We start from the raw sequence: 11943 nt of genomic DNA, 5'->3' as shown, positions 1-11943 counted from the left end.
GCTGCCGAGAAACGTGCAGCCGGGGACGCCCTGTCTCTCTCGCATTTCCTATGTCTCAATCTTCCGTGAAGAAATTTCTGGCCGTGGCAAGCGCCTTGCTGCTGATGGCCGTTTCCGGCGCCAACTCCGCCCAGGCCCAAGCATCGGCCAATGAGGCCGCAGACAAGCCGCCTGTCACCGGCTCGCTCAGCCTGCTCAGCGACTATCGCTTTCGCGGCATTTCGCAAACCTGGCAGGGGGCGGCCGTGCAGGGCGGTGTGGAGCTGGCCCTGCCGCGCGGCTGGTATCTGGGCACTTCGCTGTCCAATGTCTCGACCCACAGCTACGGCCGAGGCCAGGGGCTGGAGCACGATATCTACGGCGGCTGGCGCGGCGATGTGGCGCCTGGCTGGCAGCTCGATGCCGGGCTGCTGCACTACCGCTACCCTGGCGCGAGGCTGATGGCCGATGACGGCACTGCCAGGCGCTTTGACACCACCGAGCTCTACCTGGGCGCAGCGCATGGCGGTTTCAGCGCCAAGTGGTCTGTGGCGCTGACGCCTTATTTCGGCCTGACAGAGAGCACGGCGGCTTCGGCCTTCGCGTCTGCGTTGCGCCCCTCGGGCAGTAGCCGAGGCAGCCAGTATCTGGATCTGAACTATCAGCATCCGCTGGCCGATATCGCCACCCTGGGTCTGCATGGCGGCTATACCTGGGTGCGCAATTACGGCGATGTTTCCTATGCCGACTGGCGGCTCTCGCTGTCCAGGAGCTGGGGCGAGTGGACGGCTTCAGTGGCCTATGCCGGCACTTCGGCCGATGTCCGCTTCTACAGTGCTGCCAACGGCCTGGGCCAGTGGCGGGATCTGGGCCGCAGCGGCTGGTTGCTCGGACTGAGCGCCGGGTTCTGAGCGGGCTTGAGTGATACGCTGATCGTCCGATGCCTTCATCCACCACATCCTCCGCCGCGTCGCGCCCCGATCCCGACGCGCTGCTCGCCCAGTTGCAGGCCGACAGCCAGCGCGCCCATCGCGGCAAGCTGCGTATCTACTTCGGCTCCAACGCCGGGGTGGGCAAGACCTATGCCATGCTGGCAGCCGCGCAGCGCGAGCGCCAGGCCGGGCGCGGCGTACTGGTGGGGTTGGTGGAAACCCATGGCCGTGCCGAGACCGAGCAGCAGCTGCATGACCTGGAGCTGCTGCCGCGGCGTCAACTGGTCTACCAGGGCCGCCAACTCGACGAGTTCGATCTGGATGCCGCACTGGCGCGCCGCCCGGAAGTGCTGCTGCTCGACGAGCTGGCGCACAGCAATGTGAACGGCTCGCGCCATCCCAAGCGCTGGCAGGATGTGCAGGAGCTGCTGGAAGCGGGGATTGAGGTGTGGACCACGCTCAACGTCCAGCATCTGGAGAGCCTCAACGATGTGGTGGGCGGTATCGTGGGCATACAGGTCCACGAGACCGTGCCCGACCATCTGTTTGACGATGCCGACGAGGTCATCGTGGTCGACATTCCGCCCGAGGAGCTACTCAAGCGCCTGAAGGCAGGCAAGGTCTATCCGCTGGAGCAGGCCGAGCGGGCCTCGCGCAATTTCTTCCGCCAGGGCAATTTGCTGGCCCTGCGCGAGCTGGCCTTGCGCCGCACGGCAGACCGGGTCGACGAGGACATGCGCGACTATCGCCGCGAGCGTGCCATCGGCGATGTCTGGCCGACGCGCGAGCGCCTGCTGGTGGGCGTGGGCGGGCGCGCCGGCGACGATGCCCTGGTGCGCCAGGTGGCACGTCTGGCGAGAAGGCTGGAGGCCGACTGGGTGGTGGTCTATGTCGATGCGCCCGAGCGCCAGCACCGTCCCCGCGCGGCGCAGGAGGCCGTGCTCAGGACACTGGCGCTGGCCGCACGCCTGGGGGCGGAAACGGCCACCATTCCAGGCGCCCATGTGGCCCAGGCCCTGGTGGACTTTGCGCGTGAGCGCAATGCCAGCCATCTGGTGCTGGCGCGCGCGCAGCAGGCTCTGGGCCGCTGGCTGCGCTGGCGGGCCCCCAGCCTGTCCGAGCAGATTGCCGCACTCGATCCCGGGCTTGACGTGCTGCTGCTGTCCGTCAAGCAAAGCAAGCATGAGAGCCGCATGCGCTTGCCGCCAGAGCGCGAGCAGTCCGTTCCCTGGAAGGGCTATGCGGGCGTGACGCTGGCCTGCCTGGCGGCCACGGCGGTGGCGGAACTGCTGCTGCAGGTGTTTGATCCGGCCAATGTGGTCATGCTGTTCCTGCTGGTGGTGGTGCTGTCCGCCGTGCGCTGGGGACGGGGGCCCGGCGCATGGGCGGCCCTGCTGTCGGTGCTGCTGTTCGACTTCTACTTTGTGCCGCCGCGCAACTCCTTCAGCGTCAACGATACCCAGTATCTGTTCACCTTCAGCCTGATGCTGGGCGTGGCCCTGGTCTGTGGCCAGCTCACGGCGCGGCTGCGCCATGAGGCGCGCGTGGCCGCAGAGCGCGAGAGGCGGGCCGGCGCGCTGGCCCGACTGGCGCGCGATCTGTCGGGCGCGTTGACGCAGGAGCAGGTCACGCGCATTGCGCTGACCACCATGTCAGGCGTCTTCGACGCCCAGACCGGGCTACTGGTGCCCGATGCCGATGAGCAACTGCAGCTGGCCCAGGGCAGCGAGGGCACTATCGACACCAGCGTGGGGCGCTGGAGCATGGAGCATGGCCAGATGGCCGGCCACGGCACCGATACCCTGGCAGCCGCGCCAGCGCTGTATGTGCCGCTGATGGCGCCCGTGCGCTCGCGCGGCGTGCTGGTGCTGCAGCTGCGTGCGCCGCAGAAACTGCGGGTGCCCGAGGAGCGCCGTCTGCTCGATGCCTGTGCCAGCCAGATCGCACTGGCGCTGGAGCGCGTGCATTTTGTGGAAGTAGCGCAGCAGACCCAGATCGCCATGGAGGGCGAGCGCATGCGCAACACCTTGCTCTCGGCTGTCTCGCACGATCTGCGCACGCCGCTGACGGGCATTCTGGGTGCCGCCCAGGCGGCCTTGCCGCATGCCCCCCAGGGACCCGCGCATCACATGCTGCTGCAGATCCGCAACCAGGCCCAGGCGCTGCAGCAGCTAGTGGACAACCTGCTGGCCATGGCGCGACTGCAGCAGGGCGGCGTGCAGCTCAAGCGGGAATGGCTGCCGGTGGACGAGCTGGTCGGCAGCGCGCTGGCGCAGATGCGCGAGCGACTGGCAGCTCATGTGTTGCAGACCTCGATGCCGACCGGGCTGCCCTTGCTGCAGCTTGATGCCGTGCTCATGGAGCGGGTGCTGGTCAATCTGCTGGACAACGCCATCAAATACACGCCCGAGGGCACGACCATCACCGTGGCCGCGCGCGTGCAGGGCAGCGACTGCGTGCTGAGCGTGCAGGATGCGGGGCCGGGACTGCCAGTGCATCTGCCTGTCGAGCAGTTGTTCGAACCCTTTACCCGCGGGCAGGCGGAGAGCTCCGTGTTCGGCATGGGGCTCGGCCTCGCGCTGGCGCAGCGCATCGTGCAGGCCCATGGCGGACGCTTGCAGGTAACGGCGGCAGAGCCCGCCCCGGGCTCCGTCTTCAGCATCTCGCTGCCTGTGCCCGAGCAGCCGGCCATGGACGAATGAGCCGACAATCCCGTGCATCACATGCAAATCCGAACATGACAAGTGCCGCACCCCGCATCCTGCTGATTGAAGACGACGCCAGCATCCGCCGCTTTGTGCGCCTGGCACTGGAGGACGAAGGCTGGCAGGTGTTTGAGTCCGAAACCGCCAGGCGCGGCCTGATCGAGGCCGCCAGCCGCCAGCCCGACGCCGTGGTGCTGGATTTGGGTCTGCCCGATGCCGATGGCAAGAGCGTGATTGCCGAGCTGCGTGGCTGGAGCCAGCTGCCGATTCTGGTCCTGTCCGCGCGCGAGCGGGAGGAGGAGAAGGTGGCGGCCCTGGACGCCGGTGCCGATGACTACCTGACCAAGCCCTTTGGCGTACCTGAGCTGCTGGCCCGGCTGCGCGTGATGCTGCGCCGCCGCCAGCAGGCATCGGCGGCAGACAAGCCCGGCAACTGTGCGCGTTTCGGCACGGTGGTGGTGGATCTGGCGGCGCACGATGTCAGGCGCGATGGAGTGGCCGTGCACCTGACGCCCATAGAGTTCCGTCTGCTGGCGACCCTGATTGCCGGCCAAGGCAAGGTGCTGACGCACCGCCAGTTGCTGTTGCAGGTCTGGGGGGCGGAGTATCTGGATCGCCCTCACTATCTGCGCGTGCACATGGCCAATCTGCGCCAGAAGATAGAGAGCGATCCGGCCCAGCCCCGGCATCTGGTAACCGAGTTGCAAGTCGGTTATCGCTTGGTGGGCCTCGAAGGCTGATTCCTTTATAATCGCCGTCCATCCGAGGAGCGTTGCAGCGTTCCCCAGCCGGCCATGAGCTGGTCTGCGCGGGGCGTGAGGCTCGGATTTCATCCCGCAACGACGCTCGCCCACGCTTTCTGTGCGGTGAGCCGGTTCATTCCCCCTCTGCTGCAGAACGTGGTTTTTCATTCAAGATTTGGAGAAAACCATGAACGCTGCCGTGCGCTTCAACCCCGCTGATTCGGCCATTACCGATATTTCCCTGGCTGCCTGGGGCCGCAAGGAAATCAGGATCGCCGAAACCGAAATGCCCGGTCTGATGGCCGTGCGCGAGGAGTTCGCTGCTGCCCAGCCACTGAAGGGCGCGCGCATCACCGGCTCGCTGCACATGACCATCCAGACCGCCGTGCTGATCGAGACACTGACGGCTCTGGGCGCGCAAGTGCGCTGGGCCTCGTGCAACATCTTCTCGACCCAGGACCACGCTGCTGCCGCCATCGCCGAAACCGGCGTGCCTGTCTACGCCATCAAGGGCGAGTCGCTGGAAGACTACTGGAACTACACGCACAACATCTTTGAATTCGGCGCCAAGGGCACCGAAGGCGAAGGCCCCAACATGATCCTGGATGACGGCGGCGACGCCACCATGCTCATGCACCTGGGCAAGCGCGCCGAGCAGGATCTGTCCGTGCTGGCCAACCCCACTTCGGAAGAAGAGCGCATCGTCTTCGCAGCCATCAAGGCCAAGCTGGCCGTGGACTCCACCTGGTACAGCCGCAAGTCGGCCCAGATCATGGGCGTGACTGAAGAGACCACCACCGGTGTGCATCGCCTGAACGAAATGTCGGCCAAGGGCACGCTGCTGTTCCGCGCCATCAACGTCAACGACTCGGTGACCAAGTCCAAGTTCGACAACCTGTACGGCTGCCGCGAATCGCTGGTGGACGGCATCAAGCGCGCCACCGACGTGATGATCGCCGGCAAGGTGGCTTGCGTGGCCGGCTACGGCGACGTGGGCAAGGGCTCCGCCCAGGCGCTGCGCGCGCTGTCGGCCCAGGTCTGGGTGACCGAGATCGACCCCATCAACGCCCTGCAGGCCGCCATGGAAGGCTACAAGGTCGTGACCATGGAATACGCTGCCGACAAGGCCGATATCTTCGTGACCACCACCGGCAACAAGGACATCATCCGTCATGAGCACATGGTTGCCATGAAGGATCAGGCCATCGTCTGCAACATCGGTCACTTCGACAATGAAATCGATGTGGCTTCGATCGAGAAGTACAAGTGGGAAGAAGTGAAGCCCCAGGTGGACCAGATCGAGTTCCCCGACGGCAAGAAGATCACCCTGCTGGCCAAGGGCCGTCTGGTGAACCTGGGCTGCGCCACTGGCCACCCCAGCTTTGTGATGTCCAACTCCTTCGCCAACCAGACCCTGGCGCAGATCGAGCTGTTCACCCGCCCCGACGCCTACGAAGTGGGCAAGGTCTATGTGCTGCCCAAGATCCTGGACGAAAAGGTCGCCCGCCTGCACCTGAAGAAGGTCGGCGCCATGCTGACCGAACTGAGCGACGAGCAAGCTGCCTATATCGGCGTGAGCAAGCAAGGCCCTTACAAGCCTGAAACGTATCGCTATTAACTCCCCCTGAGGCGCTTTGCGCCTTCCCCCTCTCTGGCTTCGCCGGAGGGGGACGACAGCCTCGCTGCGAGGCGGCTCTTGCTCGCTGTCCCTTGTTTGGTGTGCGCCAGCAACGGGGTTGTGTTGATTTATTTGATAGCTGCTTGCGCTTGTTAGGTAATGATTTCAGATAGATATCTATCTGAATCTCAAGCAAGACGAACGCAAGCAGCTATCTAAAAAAGATTTCTTTTGCCCGTTGCACGCCGTGCAGCGCCTGGCACCGGTTTATTTCAAAGGAAGCGACGCTATGCGCGCAGATGTTTTTCTGGTTGAAGCAGGTCATGCTGCCACCCGTTCCCAGGCCCAGCGCCTGATCGCCTCGGGTGTGGAGTGGCGCCTGACGCCGCTGGCGCCTTGGAAGAAAGTGGCCAAAAACGGCGATGACATTCCTGCCGGTGCCGAGCTGCAGCTGCTGGACGCCGCCGAGGCCAAATACATCTCGCGCGGCGGGCTCAAGCTCGAGGGCGCGCTGGCCGCGACTGGCCTGAGCGTCAAGGGCTTGCGCTGTCTGGATGTGGGCCAGAGCACGGGCGGTTTCACCGATTGCCTGCTGCAGGCCGGTGCGACCCAGGTCATCGGCCTCGACGTGGGCCACGGCCAGCTGCACGAGCGCTTGAAGAATGACGAACGCGTGGTCTGCGTCGAGGGCTTCAACGCCCGCGCGCTGACGCCTGGGCTGCTGGAGAAGGCCTGCGACGAGGCACTGTGCGAAGTCATCGAGGAAGAAGAGGACAACGACACCCAGCCCGTAGCCCCCTATGCCTGGATGCGCAATGGCGGTCAGGTCGATGAGGACTATGACGACAGCGACGATGCCAAGGAGCAGGATGTCGAGAGCTTCAAGGCCGAGCGCGCCGCCAAGGCCAAGGCCCGGGCCGAAGGTCTGGCTCCGGTGGAACTGCGCCGCAAGCCCGGCACCGAGAATATCGACATCAGCCCGGCTTTCGATTTCGTGACCGGCGATCTGTCCTTTATCTCGCTGACCCTGGTGCTGCCTGCAGTGGTGCAGCTGCTCAAGCCCCATGGTCAGTTGCTGATGCTGGTCAAGCCCCAGTTCGAGCTGCAGCCCGGCCAGATTGGCAAGGGCGGCATCGTGCGCGACACGGCCTTGTACGCCGAGGTCGAAAAGCGCATTCGCGACTGCCTCGGCGATCTGGGGCTGAGCGTCAAGCAATGGCTGGACTCGCCCATAGAAGGCGGCGACGGCAATCACGAATTCTTCGTCTGGGCCCAGCAGGGCGCTGAAGTCAAGGCTCCGGCCCCCGTCGTTGTCGACGAAGAGGCTGCGGCCAGGCCGGCCGTCAAGGCGGCCGCCAAGCGCCCTTCGCGTGCCGACATCAAGGCCCAGCGCGCCAAGCAGGAGCTGTATGAAGACCCCGAGGTGGCCAGCTTCGGTCAGCCCGGCCCGGCCCGCAGCAAGCAGAAAAAGCGAAACGAGCGCTGAGCAAAAGGCGCCACTAGCGTTGAGTAGAAAGCGCAAGCCGCGCTGAGCACAAGAGCGTGGCGGGTGCCGAGCCTTCGGAGCCCGCCCATGACCCAGGATTCAGAGACATAGACCGCCATGAGCTTTCCCGTCAGCTTCGAGTTTTTCCCCACCAAGACGCCCGAAGGCGCTGCCAAGCATGTGGGCGTGCGCCAGGCCCTGTATGCGCGCAAGCCCGAGTTCTGCTCCGTGACCTATGGCGCGGGCGGCTCCACCCAGGCTGGCACCTTCACCATGGTGCGCGACATCCAGAGCGAGGGGGTGGGCGCGGCCTCGCACTTCTCCTGCATCGGCGCCACGCATGAAAAAGTGCGTGCCGAGCTGAACGAGCTCAAGGCCATGGGCGTCAAACGCATCGTCGCCTTGCGCGGCGACCTGCCCAGCGGCTACGGCCTGGGCGGCGAGTTCCAGCACGCCAGCGATCTGGTGGCTTTCGTGCGCCAGGAGTTCGGCGACTGGTTTCACATCGAAGTTGCCGCCTATCCCGAAACTCACCCTCAAGCAAAGTCCCCTCGCAGCGATCTGGACGCATTTGTTGCTAAAGTGCGCGCTGGTGCAGATTCCGCCATCACGCAATACTTCTACAATGCCGACGCATACATGCGCTTTGTCGATGAGGTGAGGGCTCTGGGGCTCGACGTGCCGGTCGTGCCAGGAATCATGCCGATTACCAGCTCTACACAGCTGATGCGCTTCTCGGATGCATGTGGTGCCGAGATTCCGCGCTGGATTCGTCTGCGTCTGCAGGCGTTCGGAGATGACACCGCTTCCATTCGTGCGTTCGGTCTGGATGTCGTGACTCATCTATGCGAGCAGTTGCGCAGCCAGGGTGCTCCCGGGCTGCACTTCTATACGATGAACCAGAGCGTCGCCACTCTGGAGATCTGCGACCGTCTGGGTCTGTAAGCCAAAAGCTTGCCGGCCGCGAGGCGGCCGGTCTTGGGCGGCTCTCACTTGAGCTTTCAAGGAGATTGCGCCCGTGCAACCGAAATTTTGGCGCTTGCGTTGTTGTCAGTGGATAGGTCTTGCCGTCGTTACCGCGACCATGGCCGGCTGTGCTCCACTGCCGGAAAAGCCCGAGGAACAGGCCCCCGTCGTTCAGAGCCAGCCCCGAAAAAAGGGCGTGCCGCCCACGGTTTCCACCCCCCTGCTGCCCGATGCGTATGCGCGCAGCAACTATCGCGACAAAGGTCTGGGCGTCAAGGCCAACAAGCCTGCGGATGCCGACAAGGCAGATCTGCCTGAAGACAGCAACAAGTACGAACTAAGCCCTCCACGTGAAAGCGACCAGGCGGGCCTGGCTTCCTGGTATGGCGAGCAGTTCCATGGCCGCAAGACGGCTAGCGGCGAGCGTTTTGACAGCATGGACTTGACGGCAGCGCACAAGACCCTGCCTTTCGGGACACGCGTTTGCGTGCGCAGCTCGGTGACCGGCAAGAGCGTGGTGGTGCGTATCAATGATCGCGGCCCCTTCGCGCCCGGTCGCGTCATCGACCTGAGCAAGGCCGCAGCCCAGGAACTGGGCATGCTGGGTCTGGGCATCAAGCCTGTGGAGCTGTGGCAGCTGGAGGCCGATGAGGACGAGTGCCCGGCCACGCTCAATGCGTCGAGCCGAAAGCGTCACCCCAGCGTAGCGCAGGGCGTTTCCGCCTCCAAGACGCGCGCGGCGTCCGCGAAGCAGCCCACGCGCAAGGTGTCACATACCGCCAAGCGCAAGCGCTGAGCCTTTGCCGGCTCAGCCCGGGACCGGATGGATCCGGCACGGGCTGCCCGGCATCAGCCTTACCCTACGAGCAAGGGTATTCAGAAGCCTGGCGGCCGCAATCAGCCACCCGACTCCAACGTGAATCCTGCATTGCTGTCCTGGCCCAGCAGCTGGGTCAGCTGCGGCATGGCGGGCTTGAGCTGTTCCTTGAGATTGAAGGGCGGGTTGATCAGGAACATGCCGCTGGCAGGCAGGCCGCCGCGCTCGGAGGTCTTGTTGCTCTTGACCGTGAGCGTGGCATGCAGCCAGCTCTTGCCGGCCTTGGTGGCCATGGTCTTGAGGCGCTTGGGCAGATCGTGGGCCTCGGGGCGCGGGATGATGGGGTACCAGACGGCATAAGTGCCGGTGGGAAAGCGCTTGAGGCTGTCCGCCACCATATCCAGCACGCGGCCGTAGTCGGTCTTCAATTCGTAGCTCGGATCGCAGAGCAGCAATGCGCGGCGCGAGGGCGGAGGCAGGAATTTCTTCACGCCTTCGAAGCCATCCTCGTGCAGGATGGCGACCTGGCGCCTGACTTCCAGCTGGGCCATGTTGCCGGTCAGCGAACGCATGTCCGTGGGGTGCAGCTCGAAGGCCTTGAGGCGGTCATGGCCGCGCAGCAGCGCCTGGGAGATGAAGGGCGAGCCGGGGTAGTTGCGGATGGCATTGCCCTGGTTGAAGCGGCGCACCAGCTGCAGATAGTCCTGCAGCACCGGGGCCAGCTCGGCCTCTTTGGCGGCAGCCAGGCGCAGCACGCCTTCTTCGGCCTCGCCGCTCTTGCTGGCATAGTCGCCGTCCAGGCGGTACAGGCCGGCTCCGCCGTGGGTGTCGAGCACCGTCAGCGCAGCCTCTTTTTGCGTGAGGTATTGCACGGTGGCAATCAGAACGGTGTGCTTGAGCACATCGGCGTGATTGCCTGCATGGAAGGCGTGGCGGTAACTGAACATAGAGATGGATGGTAACCAGCAGGGCAAGAGGGGAACAGCACTTTTTACCCTGTGGTCTTTAAAGGCTGTCGGCGCCTGGGTGCAGAGGGAAAAACAGGCGCTAGGGGCTGTTTCACAACAGGCTGCTGCACGAAAACACGCAGATTCTGGTGTTTTTGTATAATGGCGGGCTTCGCAGCGATTTTATGGTTCCCGCGGCGAAGGCTTGGGCCAAGTTTAAATTGGTCCGAGTAACCCCGCCTAAGAGGCTTCCTTTAAAAGACCTGTCTTTTTCAAGAAGAAGCACCGACCGCGGAAAAGGGACCGCCAAACCCTCTTGAAAGAGAAAACTCATGTCTACATTCAGCGCAAAGCCCGCTGAGGTGCAACACGAGTGGTTTGTGATTGACGCCACCGATAAGGTGCTCGGACGTGTCGCCAGCGAAGTGGCACTCCGTCTGCGCGGCAAGCACAAGGCCATTTACACACCTCACGTTGACACCGGTGACTACATCGTCATCATCAACGCCTCCAAGCTCAAGGTCACTGGTACCAAGAACCTGGACAAGGTGTACTACCGTCACTCCGGTTTCCCCGGTGGCATCACTGCTACCAACTTCCGCGACCTGCAAGCCAAGTTCCCTGGCCGTGCTCTCGAGAAGGCCGTCAAGGGTATGCTGCCCAAGGGTCCTCTGGGCTACGCCATGATCAAGAAGCTGAAGGTTTACGGCGGTGCTGAGCACCCCCATACCGCACAGCAGCCTAAGGCTCTGGAAATCTAAGGAGACCTAGATGATTGGTGATTGGAACAATGGCACAGGCCGTCGCAAGTCCAGCGTCGCTCGCGTGTTTCTGAAGAAGGGCTCCGGCAAGATTACTGTGAATGGCAAGGACATTCAGCAGTACTTCGGTCGCGAAACCTCCATCATGATCGCAAAGCAACCCCTGGTTCTGACTGAGAACCTGGAGACTTTCGACATTCAAGTGAACGTCCATGGCGGCGGCGAATCCGGTCAAGCCGGTGCAACCCGTCACGGCATCACCCGTGCCCTGATCGACTATGACGCAGCTCTGAAGCCTGCACTGAGCCAAGCCGGCTTCGTGACTCGCGACGCTCGTGAAGTCGAACGTAAGAAGGTCGGTCTGCACTCCGCACGCCGCGCCAAGCAGTTCTCGAAGCGTTAATCCGTTTCCCCTGCAGGAAAGACTCTTCGGAGTCTTTTCAAGAAAAGCCGCCTCGAATGCAAATTCCTGGCGGTTTTTTCATGGGCGGCCGCAGCCTTGTCCAGCGCTTGTGCAAAGCCCCCACTTGCACTGGCGACAAAGAGGTACGGCCGGTATTCCCGAGCCCCTTGCTGTACCATTTCAGGCAATCAAGAAACTACGGAGTAATGCCATGAGCGCCGTTGCTGAAACCACGACCACCGAAATGCCTTCCCCCATCGTCTTCACCGACAGCGCTGCTGCCAAGGTGGCCGATCTGATTGCCGAAGAAGGCAATCCCGATCTGAAGCTGCGCGTTTTCGTGCAAGGTGGTGGCTGCTCCGGTTTCCAGTACGGTTTCACCTTCGACGAGATCACCAACGACGACGACACCACCATGACCAAGAACGGTGTCTCGCTGCTGATCGACTCCATGAGCTATCAGTATCTGGTGGGCGCCGAGATCGACTACAAGGAAGATCTGCAAGGTGCTCAGTTCGTGATCAAGAACCCCAATGCCTCGACCACCTGCGGTTGCGGCTCCAGCTTCTCGGTCTGAGTCGAATGA

The 11943-nt window shown here is 63.5% G+C and carries 11 protein-coding genes and 1 riboswitch; of the genes, 10 read left to right on the top strand and 1 reads right to left on the bottom strand.

The annotated features are described in order from the left end of the window. Window positions 1-50 precede the first annotated feature (50 nt). From F3J24_RS13050 to F3J24_RS13020, 7 genes are all read left to right on the top strand, one after another. Window positions 51-890 (top strand): TorF family putative porin, encoded by an 840-nt coding sequence (locus F3J24_RS13050; RefSeq protein ID WP_167006794.1) that lies wholly within the window; start codon window positions 51-53, stop codon window positions 888-890. Window positions 891-919: 29 nt separating this feature from the next. Continuing rightward, a complete protein-coding gene (locus F3J24_RS13045; protein WP_167006791.1) occupies window positions 920-3613 on the top strand; it encodes a sensor histidine kinase KdpD in 2694 nt (897 codons plus the stop codon). Between the two features lie 35 nt (window positions 3614-3648). Beyond that, window positions 3649-4356 (top strand): response regulator, encoded by a 708-nt coding sequence (locus tag F3J24_RS13040; RefSeq protein WP_167006787.1) that lies wholly within the window; start codon window positions 3649-3651, stop codon window positions 4354-4356. 18 nt (window positions 4357-4374) lie between these two features. Next, a riboswitch (S-adenosyl-L-homocysteine riboswitch) is annotated at window positions 4375-4471 on the top strand. 75 nt (window positions 4472-4546) lie between these two features. Further along, entirely contained in the window at window positions 4547-5977 is a 1431-nt protein-coding gene (ahcY, locus tag F3J24_RS13035; protein WP_167006784.1) for an adenosylhomocysteinase, read from the top strand. A gap of 289 nt (window positions 5978-6266) precedes the next feature. Next, the gene (locus F3J24_RS13030; RefSeq protein ID WP_167006781.1) at window positions 6267-7463 is read left to right on the top strand and encodes a TlyA family RNA methyltransferase; all 1197 of its coding nucleotides are present in this window, start codon (window positions 6267-6269) and stop codon (window positions 7461-7463) included. Between the two features lie 117 nt (window positions 7464-7580). After that, a complete protein-coding gene (metF, locus tag F3J24_RS13025) occupies window positions 7581-8408 on the top strand; it encodes a methylenetetrahydrofolate reductase [NAD(P)H] (RefSeq protein WP_167006778.1) in 828 nt (275 codons plus the stop codon). Between the two features lie 73 nt (window positions 8409-8481). Continuing rightward, window positions 8482-9225: a septal ring lytic transglycosylase RlpA family protein gene (locus tag F3J24_RS13020; protein WP_370527730.1), complete on the top strand. Its 744-nt coding sequence runs from the start codon at window positions 8482-8484 to the stop codon at window positions 9223-9225. 101 nt (window positions 9226-9326) lie between these two features. On the opposite strand, the gene F3J24_RS13015 is transcribed toward F3J24_RS13020, so the two are convergent. After that, window positions 9327-10193 (bottom strand): 23S rRNA (adenine(2030)-N(6))-methyltransferase RlmJ, encoded by an 867-nt coding sequence (locus tag F3J24_RS13015; RefSeq protein ID WP_167006775.1) that lies wholly within the window; start codon window positions 10191-10193, stop codon window positions 9327-9329. Window positions 10194-10525: 332 nt separating this feature from the next. On the opposite strand from F3J24_RS13015, the gene rplM reads away from it, so the two are divergent. From rplM to erpA, 3 genes are all read left to right on the top strand, one after another. Further along, complete coding sequence (rplM, locus tag F3J24_RS13010; RefSeq protein WP_003059004.1) at window positions 10526-10954, top strand: 50S ribosomal protein L13; 429 nt, start codon at window positions 10526-10528, stop codon at window positions 10952-10954. A 10-nt stretch (window positions 10955-10964) separates the two neighbouring features. Next, the gene (gene rpsI / locus F3J24_RS13005; RefSeq protein ID WP_003059002.1) at window positions 10965-11357 is read left to right on the top strand and encodes a 30S ribosomal protein S9; all 393 of its coding nucleotides are present in this window, start codon (window positions 10965-10967) and stop codon (window positions 11355-11357) included. Between the two features lie 211 nt (window positions 11358-11568). Further along, on the top strand, window positions 11569-11934 hold the full coding sequence (gene erpA, locus F3J24_RS13000) for an iron-sulfur cluster insertion protein ErpA (protein WP_003059000.1): 366 nt from the start codon (window positions 11569-11571) through the stop codon (window positions 11932-11934). Window positions 11935-11943 lie beyond the last annotated feature (9 nt).

Source organism: Comamonas sp. Tr-654 (assembly GCF_011752915.1).
In the GTDB taxonomy this organism is placed as follows: Bacteria; Pseudomonadota; Gammaproteobacteria; order Burkholderiales; family Burkholderiaceae_C; genus Comamonas.
The sequence above is the reverse complement of the archived record's forward strand: the minus strand, read 5'-3'. Positions and strand labels throughout refer to the sequence as shown.

What these genes read in the sequence shown, in the direction of transcription:
- F3J24_RS13050 (WP_167006794.1), top strand. Translation starts at nt 51, where the DNA reads ATGTCTCAATCTTCCGTGAAGAAATTTCTGGCCGTGGCAAGCGCCTTG.
- rplM (WP_003059004.1), top strand. Translation starts at nt 10,526, where the DNA reads ATGTCTACATTCAGCGCAAAGCCCGCTGAGGTGCAACACGAGTGGTTT.
- ahcY (WP_167006784.1), top strand. Translation starts at nt 4,547, where the DNA reads ATGAACGCTGCCGTGCGCTTCAACCCCGCTGATTCGGCCATTACCGAT.
- F3J24_RS13040 (WP_167006787.1), top strand. Translation starts at nt 3,649, where the DNA reads ATGACAAGTGCCGCACCCCGCATCCTGCTGATTGAAGACGACGCCAGC.
- erpA (WP_003059000.1), top strand. Translation starts at nt 11,569, where the DNA reads ATGAGCGCCGTTGCTGAAACCACGACCACCGAAATGCCTTCCCCCATC.
- F3J24_RS13015 (WP_167006775.1), bottom strand. Translation starts at nt 10,193, where the DNA reads ATGTTCAGTTACCGCCACGCCTTCCATGCAGGCAATCACGCCGATGTG.
- metF (WP_167006778.1), top strand. Translation starts at nt 7,581, where the DNA reads ATGAGCTTTCCCGTCAGCTTCGAGTTTTTCCCCACCAAGACGCCCGAA.
- rpsI (WP_003059002.1), top strand. Translation starts at nt 10,965, where the DNA reads ATGATTGGTGATTGGAACAATGGCACAGGCCGTCGCAAGTCCAGCGTC.
- F3J24_RS13030 (WP_167006781.1), top strand. Translation starts at nt 6,267, where the DNA reads ATGCGCGCAGATGTTTTTCTGGTTGAAGCAGGTCATGCTGCCACCCGT.
- F3J24_RS13045 (WP_167006791.1), top strand. Translation starts at nt 920, where the DNA reads ATGCCTTCATCCACCACATCCTCCGCCGCGTCGCGCCCCGATCCCGAC.